The sequence below is a fragment of the Streptomyces afghaniensis genome (assembly GCF_044327915.1).
GTDB classification, from domain to species: domain Bacteria; phylum Actinomycetota; class Actinomycetes; order Streptomycetales; family Streptomycetaceae; genus Streptomyces; species Streptomyces afghaniensis.
In genome coordinates this window covers 243,745-259,575 of record NZ_JBIRGJ010000011.1, presented here as the reverse complement: position 1 = coordinate 259,575, position 15,831 = coordinate 243,745, and the positions used below count along the sequence as shown (strand labels likewise).

Genomic DNA, 15,831 nt, shown 5'->3' with positions numbered 1-15,831 from the left:
GTTTTCGGGGGGATGCCAGCCGGGCACCCACTCGGGGGCCCGGCCGACGGCGCTGTCAGCGGATGGCACGGCCCGTGCCGGGGCACGGCTCAGGTGAGGGGCTCGACGGGCAGGACGGCGCCTTGGGTGTTGCGGTGGCCGCCGAGTTTGCGGACGAGGGCGACCAGGGCGAGGGCGAGGATGGCGAGTGCGATGAGGACGGCGCTGACGGCGGTGACGGTCGGGTCGACGTCGAACTGCAGGGCGTTGAAGACCAGGACCGGCAGGGTGCGGGTGTCCGGCGTCGACATGAACTGGGCGATGAAGAACTCGTCGAAGCTGGTGATGAAGGAGAACACCGCTGCCGCGATCAGGCCGGGGGTGGCCAGGGGGAAGGTGATGCGCCGGGCGATGGTCATCCGGCTGGCGCCCATGCTGGCCGCGGCGTCCTCGAGGCGTTCGTCGATGCCGCGCAGGGTCGAGATCATGATGAGGATCGCGATCGGTGCGGCGAGCACGGTGTGCCCGAGGGCGATGGCCAGGGGGCTGCCGAGCATGCCGACCGGTTCGAAGAACAGGAACAGTCCGAGCGCGATGACGACCTGGGGGATGAGCATCGGGGCCAGGACCAGGCCGTAGACGGCCGCGTGCAGGGGCAGGCGGCCGCGGGCCAGGGCGGTGGCGGCGGTCACGCCCAGGATGAGGGAGAACACGGTCGTCAGGGAGGCGATGAGGCTGGACAGGGCGATGGAGGTGGCCCAGTCGCTGCCGGGTGCGGTCATCTGCTCGTACCAGCGGGTGCTGTACTCCTTGGGCGGGAAGGTGCCGATGCCGTCGGCGCCGAAGGAGGTGACCAGGATGATGACGATGGGCATGGCCAGGAAGAGCAGGATGGCGGTGGCGCTGAGGCCGCGGCCGATGTGTCCGGCCCGGGTGGGAGGCAGTTCCATCATGAGCGGCTCCTTCGTGCGGCGGTCTTCTTGCGGCGGAGCTTGGCCAGGCCGAGCACGCCTAGGCCGGCGAAGGTGAGCAGCAGCAGGATCACGCCGAAGGCGGCGGCGGAGTTCCACTGGTCCTGCTTCATGACCTGCTGGTCGATCAGCGCCGCGACGACGGTCTGCTTGTCACCGCCCATCAGGGCGGGGGTGATGTAGTAGCCCAGGCACAGGATGAAGCTCAGCAGCCCGGCCGTCCCCACACCGGGGGCGACCAGCGGCAGGTAGACCCGGCGGAAGATGGTGAAGCGTCCAGCCCCGAAACCGGCGGCCGCGGCGAGCAGCCTGCGGTCCACACCGCGCATCACACCCTGCAGGACCAGGACGGTGTAGGGGAGCATGACGGAGGTGGTGCCGATGACCACACCGGTCTCGTTGTAGAGCAGCGAGTACGGCGCGCCGGGGGCGTCCACGGAGGTCAACAGGGTGTTGATGAGGCCGTGTTCACCGAGCATGATGATCCAGCCGTAGGTGCGCACCAGGGCACTGATGAAGTGCGGCACGACCACGATCAGCATCGCCAGGGCGGCGAACACCGGCCGCATCCGGGCGATGGCGTGGGCCAGGACGAACCCGACCAGCAGACTGAGGACCGCGGTCTCTGCGGAGATCCGCAGGGTGGAGATCAGCACGGACAGGTTCACGCCGCTGAGGGCGTCGGCGTACCAGTGCAGGGTGAAGCCGCCACTGTCGCCCTTGAGGCTCAGGGAGAGCACCCCGATGATCGGGTAGACGAACAGCACCAGCAGGAACACCGTGACGGGGACGGCGTTGACCAGGGCGATGCGGGAGCGGTGCCCGCGCTTCTCGGACGTCTTCACACGCACCTTGGCAGGTGCGACAGCGGTGCCGGCCACGGCTCACCCCCCGTCCATGGCGTCGAAGACACTGACGTCCTCACGATCGGCCGTCACACAGACCCGCTCGCCCGTGCGCGGCGGAGCGGCGGCGGTCTCGATCCGCAGCGGCGCAGTACCGGCGTCGGCACCGTCCAGGCGGACCGTGATCCGGGTCAGGGAGCCGACGTAGACGGCCGTCTCGACCGTGCCGGTACAACAGCCTTCCTCGGCGCTGACCAGCCGCAGCTTGCCCGGCCGGACCGCGGCACGGACCCGCTGGCCGGGCGCACAGGGGTGCTCTCGGGCCGTGAGCACGCCGCCGGTGTCCAGCCGTACCCGGGTGCAGCCGTCCTGGGTTGTCTCCTCGACCTTGCCGGTGAGGAAGTTGGCGGCGCCGAGGAAGTCGGCGACGAAGGGGGTGCGGGGGCGTTCGAAAAGGCCGCGAGGGGTGTCGAACTGCTCGATCCGGCCGTCCTTCATGATGGCGATCCGGTCCGACAGGACCAGGGCTTCCTCCTGATCGTGCGTCACATAAATGACGGTCAGGCCGAGTTCGCGCTGGATGGTCTTGATCTCGGTCTGCATCTGGTCGCGCAGCTTCTTGTCCAGCGCGCCGAGCGGTTCGTCCATCAGCACGATCGGCGGGCGGTAGACCAGCACGCGGCACAGGGCGACACGCTGCTGCTGACCGCCGGACAGCTCACGGGGCTTGCGGCCGGCGAACTTCGACAGCCCGGCCGCCTCCAGGGTCTCCCCGACCCGGCGGCGGATCTCCGCCTTGGACACCCCGCGCAGCTGCAGCGGGAAGGCGACATTCTCCTCGACCGTCATGTGCGGGAAGAGCAGGTACTGCTGGAAGACGAAACCGAAGTCGCGCTTACCGGGGTTGAGTTTGGTGATGTCCCGGCCATCGACGGTGACCGTGCCGGAGTCGGGCTCGGTGAACCCGGCCAGCATCATCAGCGTGGTCGTCTTCCCGGACCCCGACGAGCCGAGGAAAGTGACGAACTCACCCGCCGCGATCTCCATGTCCACACCATCGACCACCGCCGTGCCGCCGTAGGACTTACGCAGCCCCGCCACCGACAGCGACTTGCCCGTCGGTGAGGAGGAACGAGGGGCCAGGGCAGCGGCGAGATCGTCAGCGGACAGCTTTCCGGCGGTCAGACTCTGGGTCCGCTCAGGCATCGGCCCACTCCTGCCAGCGCTTGGTGACGGCGTCACGGTTCTTCTCCCACCACGCCACATCCGCGTCGAACCCGGTCTTCAGGTTCTTCGGCGAGGTCGGCAGCGTGGCCAGGACGTCGTCCGAGAGCAGCTTCGTCGCCGCCGGCACGACCGGGCCGTGCGGGAAGAGCTTGGCGAACGCCGCCTGCACCTCGGGACGCAGCGAGAAGTCGATCAGCTTGTAGGCCGCGTCCCTGTTGTCCGCGCCCTTCGGGATGCCCCAGCCGTTGGTCATCCTGCGGGCGCCGTTCCACTGGTAGGCGACCGGCATGCCCTGCTTGATCAGCTCGTCCGCGCGGCCGCCCCACAGGCTGGTCGCGACGACCTCCTTGCGGCCCAGCAGCACCGCCGGCAGGGCTCCGGTGTTCCAGAACTTCTTCACGTCACCGCGGATCCGCGACATCGCCTTGAAGGCCCGGTCCACATCCAGCGGGTACAGCTTGTCCAGCGGCACCCCGTCGGCCAGCAGCGCGAACTCCAGCTCCGGCAGGTCCACCTCCGCGCTCTGCAGCGAGCGCGGGCCGCTGAAGGCGTCCGTGTTCCAGAAGTCGGCCCAGCTCTTGGGGACACGCTTGAGGCTGTCCGTGCGGTAGGCCATCAGGCTCGCCCACACGTTCTTGCCGACCGCGTGCTCCGGCAGGTTGTGCTCCGCGATCCCGGCGCCCTTGACACTTTTCAGCCGGTCATGGTCGATGGGCTCCAGACACTCCTGCCCCACCATCTTCTGGAAGATCAGCAGCGAATTGTCCATCAGGTCCACCTGCGGACGGCCCTGCTTGACCTGGGCGATGATCTGCGCCGACTGGTAGTTGACGGTGGTGACCGTGATGCCGGTCTCCTTGGCGAACGGCTCGTAGATCGCCTTCGTCAGGGCGTCGTTGTAGGCGCCACCGCTGTTGCTGACGATGAGCCTCTTCTTGCCGCCGCCCGACGAGCCGCGGCTTTCGCCGGTGCCCATGAGGGTGCCGCAGCCGGTCACCGCGGTGGCGGCGGCCAGCGCGCCTGCGGTGCGGAGTACGGTTCTGCGTCCTATCCGGTTGGCTTCCATCGGGCGCCTCCTGGTGATGGGTGTGGATTCGGGGGAACGGAAAACGCTGAGGGTGGGGGTGGTGGCGTTCGGGGTTTGTCCGTGCGGGACTGGTGTGGCTTCGGGTCAGATGCCGAGCATGGTGTTGAGCTCGTCCAGGGACTTCACCGTCACGTAGTCGTAGCCGTGGGTCACGGGGTCGTAGCCGCGGTCCAGCAGGATGAGGTTGCGGAAGCCCATGTCGTGCATCGGCATCAGGTCGTAGCGAGTGTGCGAGGAGACGTGCACGAAGTCCTCGGGGGACGCGTCGAGCTGATCGAGCATGTACTCGAACGCGGCGTACCGGGGCTTGTAGTAGCCGGCCTGCTCCGCGGTGAAGACCGCGTGGAAGTCCGCCCCGAGCCGGGGCACGCTCTCGACGAGGAAGGAGTCGTCGGCGTTGGAGAGGATGACCAGCTTGTAGTTCTCGCCCATCTTCTTCAGCGGGTCGGGCACGTCGGCGTGCGGGCCCCAGCTGCGGACGCCGTCGGCGAACCGCTTGCCCGCGTCCGGGGCCGCCTTCAGGCCCCACTTGCGGCAGACCCGCTCGAAGGAGTCCTGCAGCACCTGCTCGTAGGGGTAGTACTCGCCGCGGACCTGGTCGTAGCGGTAGCCGCGGAACTCCTTGACGAACTGGTCCCAGTGCTCGGCGGGGATCTGGTCGCCGACGAGCTCACGCGTGATGGGGGTGATCGGGTACTCGATCAACGTGCCGTAGCAGTCGAAGGAGACGTACTTCGGGCGGAACTGGAGCGAGGGAATGGGCATGACGATGCTCCTGTCTTTGCTGCGGGTGACTGGTTATGGCTGCTGCGCGCCTTTTCGGGCACGCCTGAGACGGACTTGCCGGAGTGGAAGGGGAGGTTGCTGGGTTCAGGCGGCGCCGGCGCCGACCGGTGCGAGGAAGCCGACGGGGTGCTCCGTGGTGCCGTCGAGTGCCAGGTCGGCGGCGATCTCGCCCATGGCGGGCGCGAGCTTGAAGCCGCTGCCGGAGAAACCGGCCATGACGACGATGTCGTCCTCGCCGGGGAGATGACCCACGAGCGGGTTCCCGGACTCGGTGTAGCCCTCCATGTAGACCGACAGCCTGATGGGGTCGGGGTTCAGATCGGGCATCAGCTCGCCGATGAGCTCGCGGAAGGTGGCGAGTTCCTCCGGGCGGACCGTGCGGTCGACCCGTTCGGGGTCGGGTACCGGCAGATAACGGGCGAGGGAGAGGCCCAGCTTGACGGAGATGCCGTCGGGCGACGGGAGTCCGTAGCAGTCATGCGGTGTGCTGCGCACGAAGGCGGGGGCGCCGCCCGCGAACCAGTCGTGGCGGGTGGGCAGGTGCCAGGAGCTGATCAGCCGGCGGACGTCCACGGATCGCGGGAGGTCCGGGAGCAGGGTGTTGATCCAGGGGCCCACGGTCACCACGGCGGTGTCGACGTGGTCCGTGCCCTGGTCGGTGACGATGTGCACCCCGCCTCCCGCCGCGGGGGCGATCTCCCGCACCGGGGTGTAGCGGTGCAGCCGGGCGCCCAGCTGCTCGGCGCGGGTGGCGGCGGCCTGGACCGACGCCTCGGGTCTGATGATGGCGCCCTCGCGGTCGAGGACGGCGGTGTGTCCGTCCGGGAGGCGGTGCTGCGGGTAGCGGCGGGCGAGTTCCTCCCGCTCAAGCACCTCGTGGTCCAGCCCATGGGTGGAGCTGGCGGACAGGAGGAGGCGCATCGACGGTGATGCGGTCTCTCCCATCACCAGGCATCCGCTGCGGCGTCGCAGCGAGAGGCCGGTTTCGCGCTGGAGCCGGTCCCACATCCGGTCGGCGAGCCCCAGCAGCGGAATGTACCCGGGATCACCGAGGTGCACGGCGCGGAAGATGCGGCTCTCGCCGCCGGCCGCGCCACGGTCGTGCCCCGGGGCGTACCGGTCGTAGCCGATGACCTCGGCCCCGCGGGCGGCCAGTCGCCACATGGCCTGGCTGCCCATGCTGCCGGCACCGATCACGGCGACGCGCTTCGGGATGCGCATGAGCTCGCTCCTTTCGCCGGGTGCGGCCTGGGTGTCAGTGGTGTCCCGGCACGGTGGGGACACCGTGCGGACCCCTCCGATTCGGGTCCCTTGGGCATGGCGTTCACTCTCGACCCCGACGAATACGCAGGTCAAGCCACACTCTGTTCCGCCTCGGGGCCTTATCGAGACGATGTGTCACGGCGCGCGGGCCGGCCACGGAAAGTGCCCTGCCCCTCTTGTCACGGTGATGCGCCGGTGCGAAGGTGACCCCCGATACCTCGGACGAAAGCACTCCCTATGCCGCCCAGACGTCCCGCAACCGGGCACTTCCCGACCATCACGGAAGTTCTGAGCCTCCCCGTGCTGGCCGAGGGGATGCCGCGCGTGCTGGCCGGTGAGTCACAGCTGGACCGTGCGGTGCGCTGGGTGCACGTCACCGAACTGCTCAACCCCGCCGACTTCCTCGAGGGCGGCGAGCTGGTCCTGACGACCGGCATGCCCTATCCGGAGGACGCCTCCGAGCTGCGTGGCTACGTCGACCAGCTCGCCGACGTCGGTGCGGCCGGCCTGATCGTGGAGCTCGGTTACCGGTACCAGAAGGTGCCCGACGAGCTGGTGGCGGCCTGCCGTGCCCGTGAAGTGCCGCTGGTCGAGCTGGCCCGCGGCGTCCGCTTCATCGACGTCACCCAGGCGGTGCACGCGCTCATCCTCGACGCCCATGGAGCGCTGCTGCGCCGCGGCAGGGACATCCAGGACATCTTCACTGCCCTGACCCTGCGCGGCGCGAGCCCCGAGGAGCTGGTGCACACCACCGCCGAGCTCACCGGGGCCCCCGTGGTGCTGGAGGACCTCACCCACCGGGTCCTGATGTGCGAACTGCTCGGCCGGCCGTACGAGCCGGTGGTGTCGGCCTGGTCCCGGCGTTCCCGGGCCACCCCGACCCCGGAGAAGATCACGCCGAGCGGCCCGGAGGGGTGGCTGATCGCGCCCGTGCAGGACCACCAGGGGCCATGGGGCCGGCTGGTCCTGCTGGAGGGCCGGTTGAACCCCGAGCCCGACCCGGAACACGTCCTGGTCGTGGAGCGCGCGGCGGTCGCCCTGAGCATGGCGCGTCTGGCCGGGCCGGCCTGGTGGGAGCGCCGGGCCCACCGCTCGGTGCTGCGGGACCTGTACGAACGGCGTTTCCGCTCCCCCGCGGACGCCCGCGCACGCGCCGAGGCACTCGGGCTGCCGACCCTCGGCCACCGCCTCTTCGCCGTGGTCATCCGCCATACGCACACCGGTACCGAGGAGCACCTCGACGAGCGGATCGCCAAGGCGATGGCGCAGACCGGCATCCGCGCCCTGGTCGGCGAGACGGCTCCGGGCCGGATCGGCGTACTCCTCACCCTGGCACAGGCCAGCGCCTGGCAGCCGGTCGCCGAGCGGATCGGCCGTCTCTGCCGCGAGGAGCTCGGCCCGGAAGCCGTCGTCGCCGTCGGCCCCGGCGTGACCGACCTCTCCGGGATCGCCCGGTCGTGGCAGGAGGCCGAGCAGACGGCCGAGGCGATCACGCCCGCCTCACCCGACCGCTGGTTCTACGTCCCCGCCGACGTCCGGCTGCCGGAGCTCCTGGGCGTGCTGCGGGAGGACATCCGCCTCCAGCGGTACGCGGAACGCCAGCTCACGCGTCTCATCGAGCACGACGACCGCAACGGCGGCGACCTGCTCCCGGCACTGCGCGCGTATCTGACGGCGGCCGGGAACAAGTCGGTCGCGGCGAAACAGGCCGGCATGTCCCGGCAGGCTTACTACCAGCGCCTGCACACCATCGAACGGCTCCTCGGCTGCGACCTGGAGTCGGGCCTGCAGTGCACGTCCCTGCACGTCGCGGTGCTGGTGATGGACGTGCGGGCGGCGACGGAGCCCGGCGCGTGACGAGGTCAGGTGTCGCGCAGGGCCTTGTCGATCGCGCCGAGTGAGCCGGTAAGCCGTCCGTAGTCGTCGGGGTCCAGCGGCGCGACGAAGTACCGCTCGACGACCCGCGCGTGGACGGCGGCGGCCCGGAGGAACACCGTACGGCCGTGATCGGTCGACTCGACCAGGACGCTCCTGCGGTCCCCCGGAGCGGGCACGCGTCGCACCAGCCCGGCTCCCTCCATGCGGTCGACCAGGCGGGTGACGCCGCTGCTGGTGAGCGTGAGGTCGTCGGCGAGCTCGCGCTGTGAGACCGCCTCGTCCGGCTTCCTGCAGAGCCGGATGAGGACCTCGAACATCGTGTGGCTGACCTCGCACTCCTTGCGCAGGGCGGTGTCGATCCGCTGTTCCAGGCGGGTGGCGGCCCTGATCAGCAGCCCGAAGTCATGAACGAGCGGGCCGCCGGCGGCGCGGACGGCTTCGTCGTTGTCTCGGTTCGCGGGATTCACCCGGCCGACTTTACTGCCTCTTCACCTACTGCTGTCTCAATTACTGAGGAATCAATTGCTGAGCGGTCAACAAAACTCTATGGTGAGCGCACACCACTCACCACCGCGAACGGAAGAGGGAGATCAGTGGACCTTCAGCACTGGCTCGGCCGGGCCGACGACGCGATACAGCAATGGGCCGACACCTTCGGGCCCTACGAGCGGCACCCGTCCCTCCTCGTCGAGGACGACCGCTTCGCCACCGCCTTCGAGGAGTTCACGGGGCGGCTGAAGGACAACTACCCCTTCTTCCACCCGCGCTACGCGGGACAGATGCTCAAGCCTCCGCACCCGGCGGCCATGGTCGGCTACCTCACCGCCATGCTGATCAACCCCAACAACCACGCCCTGGACGGCGGCCCCGCCACCGCCCGCATGGAACGCGAGGCCATAGCGCAGCTCGCCGCGATGTTCGGCTACGACACCCACCTCGGCCACCTCACCACCAGCGGCACGATCGCCAACCTCGAAGCCCTTTTCGTCGCCCGCGAGCTCCACCCCGGCCGTGGCATCGCCTACAGCGCCGACGCCCACTACACCCACGGCCGCATGTGCCGTGTGCTGGGCATGGACGGACACGCGGTCCCCACGGACGACCGGGGACGCATGGACCTCGACGCACTGGAGGACCTGCTGCGCGGCGGCCGGGTGGGCACGGTCGTGCTGACCACCGGAACCACCGGCCTGGGGGCCGTGGACCCGGTCCACGAGGCCCTGCGCCTCAAAGAGCGCTACGGCGTCCGACTCCACGTCGACGCCGCCTACGGCGGTTTCTTCACCCTGCTGGCCGGCGCCGAGGGCCCCGAGGGGCTCGCCCCCGAGCCCTGGCGGGCGATCTCCCGGTGCGACTCGGTCGTCGTCGACCCGCACAAGCACGGGCTCCAGCCCTACGGCTGCGGTGCCGTCCTCTTCCGCGACCCGGAGGTGGGCCGCTTCTACCTCCACGACTCGCCGTACACCTACTTCACCTCCACCGAGCTCCACCTGGGCGAGATCAGCCTGGAGTGCTCCCGCGCCGGCGCCTCGGCCGCCGCCCTGTGGCTCACCTTCCAGCTCCTCCCGCCCACGCCCGACGGTCTCGGCCGCGTCCTGGGGGCAGGCCGCCGGGCGGCCCTGCGCTGGGCCGAGCTGATCGGCGCATCCGACGCCCTCGAGCTGTACCAGCAGCCCGAGCTGGACATCGTCACCTACTTCCCCCAGGTCGACCCGGCCGGCCTCACCGCCGTGGACGCGGCGTCGGCCCGCGTCCTGGCCGACGGCATGTCCGGCCCCGATCCGGTGTTCCTCAGCACCCTCAAGGCCGACCGCGCGGCCTTCACCGCCCGCCACCCGAAGGTCACCGCGGACGCCGAGGGCGCGCGCATTCTCCGCAGCGTCCTGATGAAGCCGGAGTCCGAGCATTACGTGGAGCGCCTCCACGACCGGGTCGAAAGGCTCACCCAGGCCCTGGCACAGGAATGACATTGCCCGAGGGGTCGAGGCTGGTCCTGTACACCGACGGGTTGATCGAGGACCGGGAACGGGGCGTCGACATCGGCCTGGAAGCGCTGCGCGATGCCCTGGCGCGCCCGGGCCGGACTCCGGAGGAGACCTGCCGGGACGTCTTCGACACCCTGCTTCCGGCCGGCCCCGGCGACGACGTCGCCCTGCTCGTCGCCCGTACCCACCTGCTCGATCCCTCCCGGGTCGCCGAATGGGACGTGCCGGGCGATCCCGCGGCCGTCGCCGGGATCCGGGCCGACGTCACCCGCCGGCTCGGAGCCTGGGGGGCCTTCACCACCGAGTTGGTGATCAGCCAGTTGGTCACCAACGCCATCCGCTACGGCACCGGGCCGATCCGGCTGCGGATGCTGCACGACCGCGACAGCCTGATCTGCGAGGTCGCCGACGGCAGCAGCACCTCGCCGCACCTGCGTCGGGCGGCGACGACCGACGAGGTCTGGACGGAACAGTCGCTCCACGACCCGGCAGCCGACGCCGACGCAGTCACGGCCGGCACCCTGCTGGACCAGTGGGACGAGGCCTGGCCGGCGTGAGGGCGAGGTTCAGTGGCCGGTGACGACACCGGACAGCTCGTTGGTGCTCTTCGGCAGGGTCACGGATGTGACCTTCTCGCCCGTCTCGAGGTCGATGGCGTGCAGCTTGCGCTTGCCCGGCTCGGAGACGTACGCGGTGTGGTCGCGGACGAAGAGGGTGGGCCGGGGCTGCTGCCAGTCCAGCGGCTCCTGCCACTCGTCCACGACGGGGATCTTCTTCTCCACCTTGCCCGTCTCCGGATCGATGACGTGGAGCCTGCCGTTCGTGCCCAGGACGAGTGCCTCGCCCTGGGGTCCGCGGCCGAGGGAGCGGAAGGAGTAGCTGGTGTCCAGGTCGACCAGTCGCAGTTTCGCGGTCTCGGTGTCGATGAGGGAGATGCGGGTCGGCCGCTCCAGTTCGGCCTCCGGGTCGGTCTTGTAGTCGCCCAGGAGGACGGGCGACGCGTCGCTGCCGCTCTGGTTGCCGATGCGGCCGTAGTCGTCGGGGGCGTCGACCTTGGTGAACCTGCCGTCCTTGTAGATCAGGATGCCGTCCTCGCAGCCGATGCCGACGGCCTCGCCCTTGGCCGCGGCCTCGCCGTGGACGCCGGGGCAGTTCTCGTTGCGCTTGATCTCCTTGTTGTTCTTGTCCAGGACGAGGGCGCCGGTGCGCTTCTCCTCGGTGCCGAGGGTGCTGAGGAGTTCGCCGTTGCTCAGTTCGATGGCGACGCCGTGGTGCGGCTCGGCGGAGGTGTAGCTGCGGCCTTGCGGCTTCTTGCCGCCCGTCAGGTCGTCGGGGTCGAAGACCTCGACCTCGCCGGTGCCATCGGTGAACAGGACCGTCTTGCCGGCGTGCCGTACGACATGGCCGGGCTTGGCGCCCTTGTACTCGACGCCGGTGAAGGTCTGTTCGGCGGCGTTCAGGACGCGGAAACCGGAGTCGGTGGAGACGATGACGTGGTCGTCGTCGCCGGCCGGGTTGAGGCGGTTGAAGCCCGGCAGTTCGATCGTGGTGGCCGGCTTCAGGCTCTCGCCGTCCAGGACGTACAGGCCGCCGTCGAACGTGGCGACCAGCGGGTCCTTGACCGCGACGGCCTTGGTGCCCGGGGCGTTCTTGGCCTTCGTGTCGGTGGAGGAACTGTCCTCTCCTCCGCAGGCGGTCAGGACGGCGGAGGCCGCCAGGGCGAGGGCCGTGCCCGTGAAGGCTCTGTTGCGAATCGACTTGTTCACCGGGGTGTTCCTTTCTGGCCGCGCGGGCGCGGCGTCGGATGCGGGTGCTGCGGGACGGCCGGTCGGCCGGAGTCCGGGTGAGGGGGCGTGGACGGTGTCAGGCGCCGGTCAGGCCATCGGTCATGGCGGTCGTGTTGGCACGCATCATCTGCAGGTAGGTGCCTGCGCCCTCGCCCTTCTCGGTCAGGGATTCGGAGTAGAGCTCGACGACACGCGTCTGGTTGCCCAGCTCCGTGCGCAGGACCTCGGCCAGCCGCTTGGGCTGGGAGGAGTCGGCGAAGACGGTGCGTACGCCCGCCTCGCGCATGGCCTCGGTGAGCGAACGCAGGTCGGAGGAGCTGGGCGAGGCCAGCGTCGTACCGCTCGGGATCACCGCGCCGACCACCCGGAAGCCGAAGCGTTCGGCGAGGTAGCCGAAGACGTGGTGGTTGGTCACCAGCGCACGCCGCTGTTCGGGGATGCGGCCGAAGGACTTCTCCATCCAGGTGGTGAGGTCGGCGAGTTGGCCGTCGTAGCGGTCGGCGTTGTCGCGGATCGCCTTCTCGTCGACGCCGTCCACGTGCTCGACCACCTGGTCGGCGATCAGGCCGACGGCCTTGCGCACGCGGTCCGGGTCGGTCCAGAAGTGCGGATCGGGCTGCCCGGCTTCCTCCTCGGGCCCTCCGTCGTCATGTGCCTGGAAGGTGAGGGGGTCCACGGCCTTGCCGGCTTCGAAGGTGGCCACGCCGGACTCCCGGGCGGCTTCCACGTGCCGCAGTACGTTCTCCTCCAGGCCCAGCCCGTTGAAGACCACGAGGTCCGCACGTTCCAGTTCGGCGGCCTGCACGGCCGACAGGCCGAAGGAGTGCGGATCGGCGTTCGGCTTCATCAGCACGGTGACGTCGGCCTCGTCGCCGACGATCTCCTCGGTGATGTCGCCCAGGATGTTGGTCGTCACGACCACCCGGGGCCGGTCGTCGCCGCTCGTGCAGCCGGTGCCGGCGCCGGCGAGGGCGAGGGTGAGCAGGGCCGCCAGGAGGGTGCGCAGCCGACGCGCCTCTCGCGTGTGTCTCCTCATCGTCCGGTCTCCACCATCAGGGCCGGCTCGATGTCCAGGTCGAAGGTGCGCGCGACGCGCAGGCTGTCGTTGTAGTCGATCTCGTACACGCGTCTGCCCTTGGGGTCGTTGACGTAGGCGCGGCTGCGGTCGACCTCGATGACCGGTCCCGCGTTCCCGTCGGTGGCGGCGGTGGAGGCGCCCGCCAGGAGCGGTTTCGTCCGGGTGACCTGCTTGCCGGTGGAGATGTCGTAGCCGTGGAGCGATCCGTCGGTCTCGAGGACGATCAGGACCGAACCCTCGCCCGCCGTGTTGGCCGAGACCACCGGACCGGTCCTCACCCGTGTCCACGTGCGCTCGGAGACGTCCAGGACCCACACGGCCCGGTCACCGGCCGGCGCCGTGAGCGTGTCGCTGCCCGGCCGGTGCCGGAAGGCCGTGGCGCGGTCCTTGTCGGGTATGTCGTCGCCGTACGGGATCTTGCCGGCCGTGAACGCGCCGTCGGCCTCACGGACGAGCAGGGCACCGTCCGCGCAGCCCAGGACGACTCCGCGCCTGGTGACGGCATCGCCCCGCGGTTCCTCGCATTCCGCTTCCGGCGACGCGACGCGCTTGCCCTCGCGGTCGTACACGGCGAGCCGCGCGGCGTCCTGCCCGTTGTCCGTGAGGCTGAGCAGGTGCTCCGCGTACGGCACGACAACGCCCGCGTGTGTCCCGGGGAGCGTGCGGGGCGGGCCGACCTTGCCCTTCTCCAGTTCGGCCCGGCGGTAGATCCTGGCGCGGCCGTCCTCGTCGGTCACCGTGGTCACGGCGGCGTCGCTGCGGACGCGAGTGCCGGGCCCTCCGGGCAGCCGGCCCACGTCGCGTATGGCCGCGCGGTAGTAGTGGACGTGGTCGCCGTGATCCACCGTCCAGGCGCCACTGTCGAGGACACGCGTGGCACCGGCGGTGTGGAAGTAGCCGAACCGGCCGTCCGTGGTGAGTTCGGTGGTGCCCGTCGTCCGGGACACCTCGTGGGTCTTCCCCGTGATCAGGTCGAGCACCTGGGTCTTGCCGGTCCCCGGGTCGTTGAGCAGCAGCCGCGACTGCTGCTCGGCCTTCTCCTGTGCCCCTTCGACGTATCCGTGCGGAGCGGATGCCGAGGCGGTGGTCTTCGAGGTGGACACGTCGTCGTTCTCGCCCGCGCAACCCGCGGTGAGCAGGGAGACGGCCACGAGCGCGGCAGGTGCCCAGGACATGACGTTTCTTCGGACGAGCAAAGGAATCGCCTCGGGTTCTTTCAGTCGGTTGCCGCGGCGTGGACGCCGACGAGGCGCGCACGGCGGTGGTGGCGGAGACCGGATACCAGGTGGGAGAGGAAGAACAGGCTCACCGCGAGGGCCGAGACCGTCGCGCCCGCCGCGGTGCTCAGGTGCCAGGACAACAGCAGACCGCAGAAGGTGGCGGTGATGCCGAGCAGCGCCGCGAGGGCCATGACACCTCGCACACTGCGCGCCCAGGGCAGCGCGGCCGCCGGCGGGGCGATGAGCAGGCCCAGCACCAGCAGCGTCCCCACGATGTGGAAGGAGGCGACGATGGCCAGCGCCAGCAGGCCGAGCAGCACGGCGTGGGCGAGGCGGGGCCGCAGGCCGAGCGTCCGGGCCTTACGCGGGTCGAAGGCCAGGGCGAGGAACGCCCGGTGGCCGAGGGCCGAGACGACCAGTGCCAGCAGCAGTGCCACAGCCAGCAGCACCAGGTCCTGCTCACGGACAGCGAGGACGTCACCGAACAGGAACCCGGTCAGGTCGACCGCGAAGGACTGTGAGCGCGACACGATGATGACGCCGAGGGACAGCATCCCCACGAAGAGCAGGCCGATACCGGTGTCCTGGGACAGCCTCGGGGTGCGGCCGAGGGCGGTGACCCCTGCGGTCATGACCACCGCGCTCAGCACCGCTCCGACCAGCAGGTTGCCACCGAGCAGCGCGGCGAGCGCGATCCCGGGCAGCAGCCCGTGGGACATGGCGTCACCCAGGAAGGCCATCCCCCTGAGCACGACCCAGGTACCGGCCAGCGCACAGATCACCGACACCAACATTCCGCCCCACAGGGCCCGTTGCACAAAGGTCACCTCGAAGGGACCCGTCAACCACTCCATGCGATGGACATTACAATGAAAATCATGTTCAAGAAATCCCCCTCTTTCGCCCAAGCCGAGGCCACGACGTCCCGCGTTCGCCTCGCCAAGCTTTCCGCCGGTTACCCGGGCCGTCCCGTCCTCCGTCAACTTGACGCGGAGATACCGGCGTTGGCGACCACGGCGCTCGTCGGCCCGAACGGAAGCGGGAAGTCCACCCTGCTCGGAGTCCTGGCCGGAGTGATCCAACCCACATCAGGCGAGCTCCATCACGCCGGCAACCGGCCACCGGCGTTCGTCCCGCAGCGTGGCGCCGTCGGTGACGCACTGCCGCTGACGGTCAGGCAGACGGTGGAGATGGGGCGCTGGGGCGAACGCGGACCGTGGCGCCGGCTGACCCGGCAGGACCGCGACACCGTGGACTCGGCCATGGAACGACTGGGCATCGCCGACCTCGCCACGCGTCAGCTCGGGGAGTTGTCCGGCGGGCAGAGACAGCGCGCCCTGATCGCCCAAGGGCTCGCCCAGGAGTCGGACCTGTTGCTGCTGGACGAACCGACCACAGGCCTCGACCCCGAGGCGAGGGAGCGGATCGGGGTGCTGCTGACGGAGCTGGTCGCCGACGGAGTGACCGTCGTCCAGGCCACGCACGACCTGGAAGCTGCCCGCTCGGCGGACGCCTGCCTCCTGCTCCGCGACGGTCACCTGGCAGGACAGGGGCACCCCGAGCAGGTGCTCACCACCTCGACTCTCGCCCGGGTCTGGACACCGGCGTGACGTGGTCCACCACTGCGCCCGGGCATCCAGCCATCCACCTGGCCGTCGTAACACGCCTGCCCGACACTCAGCGACGGCCTGCGATCAGTGATCCGCCGAGCCGTATGCAGGAAAG

Annotated in this window: 14 protein-coding genes and 1 pseudogene; 4 read left to right on the top strand and 11 right to left on the bottom strand. The window is 70.0% G+C overall.

The window, feature by feature from the left end:
* Nucleotides 1-89: 89 nt before the first annotated feature.
* From ACH4G3_RS37675 to solA, 6 genes are all read right to left on the bottom strand, one after another.
* Nucleotides 90-932 carry an ABC transporter permease gene (locus tag ACH4G3_RS37675; RefSeq protein ID WP_397628694.1) on the bottom strand — a complete coding sequence of 281 codons (843 nt, stop codon included), beginning with the start codon at nucleotides 930-932 and terminating at the stop codon, nucleotides 90-92.
* Nucleotides 929-1,831, bottom strand: a complete 903-nt coding sequence (locus tag ACH4G3_RS37670; protein ID WP_397628693.1) for an ABC transporter permease — start codon at nucleotides 1,829-1,831, stop codon at nucleotides 929-931. Before ACH4G3_RS37670 ends, ACH4G3_RS37675 begins: the two co-directional genes overlap by 4 nt.
* A gap of 3 nt (nucleotides 1,832-1,834) precedes the next feature.
* Nucleotides 1,835-3,001: an ABC transporter ATP-binding protein gene (locus ACH4G3_RS37665; RefSeq protein WP_397628692.1), complete on the bottom strand. Its 1,167-nt coding sequence runs from the start codon at nucleotides 2,999-3,001 to the stop codon at nucleotides 1,835-1,837.
* Complete coding sequence (locus tag ACH4G3_RS37660) at nucleotides 2,994-4,088, bottom strand: extracellular solute-binding protein (protein ID WP_397628691.1); 1,095 nt, start codon at nucleotides 4,086-4,088, stop codon at nucleotides 2,994-2,996. Before ACH4G3_RS37660 ends, ACH4G3_RS37665 begins: the two co-directional genes overlap by 8 nt.
* Before the next feature lie 105 nt (nucleotides 4,089-4,193).
* A complete protein-coding gene (locus ACH4G3_RS37655) occupies nucleotides 4,194-4,874 on the bottom strand; it encodes a haloacid dehalogenase type II (RefSeq protein WP_397628690.1) in 681 nt (226 codons plus the stop codon).
* Between the two features lie 105 nt (nucleotides 4,875-4,979).
* Nucleotides 4,980-6,116, bottom strand: coding sequence for an N-methyl-L-tryptophan oxidase (solA, locus tag ACH4G3_RS37650; protein WP_397628689.1), 1,137 nt, complete (start codon nucleotides 6,114-6,116; stop codon nucleotides 4,980-4,982).
* Between the two features lie 279 nt (nucleotides 6,117-6,395).
* Here solA and ACH4G3_RS37645 point away from each other — a divergent pair, with 279 nt between their 5' ends.
* Entirely contained in the window at nucleotides 6,396-8,015 is a 1,620-nt protein-coding gene (locus tag ACH4G3_RS37645; RefSeq protein ID WP_397628688.1) for a PucR family transcriptional regulator, read from the top strand.
* Between the two features lie 5 nt (nucleotides 8,016-8,020).
* Here ACH4G3_RS37645 and ACH4G3_RS37640 read toward each other — a convergent pair whose 3' ends face one another.
* A complete protein-coding gene (locus tag ACH4G3_RS37640) occupies nucleotides 8,021-8,503 on the bottom strand; it encodes a MarR family winged helix-turn-helix transcriptional regulator (protein ID WP_397628687.1) in 483 nt (160 codons plus the stop codon).
* Between the two features lie 126 nt (nucleotides 8,504-8,629).
* Between ACH4G3_RS37640 and ACH4G3_RS37635 the strand changes: the two genes are divergently transcribed.
* Nucleotides 8,630-10,003 carry a pyridoxal phosphate-dependent decarboxylase family protein gene (locus ACH4G3_RS37635; protein ID WP_397628686.1) on the top strand — a complete coding sequence of 458 codons (1,374 nt, stop codon included), beginning with the start codon at nucleotides 8,630-8,632 and terminating at the stop codon, nucleotides 10,001-10,003.
* Nucleotides 9,952-10,578: pseudogene (locus ACH4G3_RS37630) on the top strand (SpoIIE family protein phosphatase); the annotation flags it as partial. The gene ACH4G3_RS37635 and the pseudogene ACH4G3_RS37630, both read left to right, overlap by 52 nt.
* Nucleotides 10,579-10,587: 9 nt before the next feature.
* Here ACH4G3_RS37630 and aztD read toward each other — a convergent pair.
* From aztD to aztB, 4 genes are all read right to left on the bottom strand, one after another.
* Nucleotides 10,588-11,787, bottom strand: coding sequence for a zinc metallochaperone AztD (gene aztD / locus ACH4G3_RS37625; RefSeq protein WP_397628685.1), 1,200 nt, complete (start codon nucleotides 11,785-11,787; stop codon nucleotides 10,588-10,590).
* 97 nt (nucleotides 11,788-11,884) lie between these two features.
* Complete coding sequence (gene aztC / locus ACH4G3_RS37620) at nucleotides 11,885-12,844, bottom strand: zinc ABC transporter substrate-binding protein AztC (protein WP_397628684.1); 960 nt, start codon at nucleotides 12,842-12,844, stop codon at nucleotides 11,885-11,887.
* Nucleotides 12,841-14,061 (bottom strand): PQQ-binding-like beta-propeller repeat protein, encoded by a 1,221-nt coding sequence (locus tag ACH4G3_RS37615; protein ID WP_397628683.1) that lies wholly within the window; start codon nucleotides 14,059-14,061, stop codon nucleotides 12,841-12,843. Before ACH4G3_RS37615 ends, aztC begins: the two co-directional genes overlap by 4 nt.
* A 41-nt stretch (nucleotides 14,062-14,102) precedes the next feature.
* Nucleotides 14,103-14,960 (bottom strand): zinc ABC transporter permease AztB, encoded by an 858-nt coding sequence (aztB, locus tag ACH4G3_RS37610; protein WP_397628682.1) that lies wholly within the window; start codon nucleotides 14,958-14,960, stop codon nucleotides 14,103-14,105.
* A gap of 15 nt (nucleotides 14,961-14,975) precedes the next feature.
* On the opposite strand from aztB, the gene aztA reads away from it, so the two are divergent.
* A complete protein-coding gene (gene aztA, locus ACH4G3_RS37605; RefSeq protein ID WP_397628681.1) occupies nucleotides 14,976-15,716 on the top strand; it encodes a zinc ABC transporter ATP-binding protein AztA in 741 nt (246 codons plus the stop codon).
* The last annotated feature ends 115 nt before the right edge of the window (nucleotides 15,717-15,831 follow it).

What these genes read in the sequence shown, in the direction of transcription:
- ACH4G3_RS37675 (WP_397628694.1), bottom strand. Translation starts at nt 932, where the DNA reads ATGATGGAACTGCCTCCCACCCGGGCCGGACACATCGGCCGCGGCCTC.
- ACH4G3_RS37665 (WP_397628692.1), bottom strand. Translation starts at nt 3,001, where the DNA reads ATGCCTGAGCGGACCCAGAGTCTGACCGCCGGAAAGCTGTCCGCTGAC.
- ACH4G3_RS37660 (WP_397628691.1), bottom strand. Translation starts at nt 4,088, where the DNA reads ATGGAAGCCAACCGGATAGGACGCAGAACCGTACTCCGCACCGCAGGC.
- ACH4G3_RS37655 (WP_397628690.1), bottom strand. Translation starts at nt 4,874, where the DNA reads ATGCCCATTCCCTCGCTCCAGTTCCGCCCGAAGTACGTCTCCTTCGAC.
- solA (WP_397628689.1), bottom strand. Translation starts at nt 6,116, where the DNA reads ATGCGCATCCCGAAGCGCGTCGCCGTGATCGGTGCCGGCAGCATGGGC.
- ACH4G3_RS37645 (WP_397628688.1), top strand. Translation starts at nt 6,396, where the DNA reads ATGCCGCCCAGACGTCCCGCAACCGGGCACTTCCCGACCATCACGGAA.
- aztC (WP_397628684.1), bottom strand. Translation starts at nt 12,844, where the DNA reads ATGAGGAGACACACGCGAGAGGCGCGTCGGCTGCGCACCCTCCTGGCG.
- ACH4G3_RS37615 (WP_397628683.1), bottom strand. Translation starts at nt 14,061, where the DNA reads ATGTCCTGGGCACCTGCCGCGCTCGTGGCCGTCTCCCTGCTCACCGCG.
- aztB (WP_397628682.1), bottom strand. Translation starts at nt 14,960, where the DNA reads ATGGAGTGGTTGACGGGTCCCTTCGAGGTGACCTTTGTGCAACGGGCC.
- aztA (WP_397628681.1), top strand. Translation starts at nt 14,976, where the DNA reads ATGAAAATCATGTTCAAGAAATCCCCCTCTTTCGCCCAAGCCGAGGCC.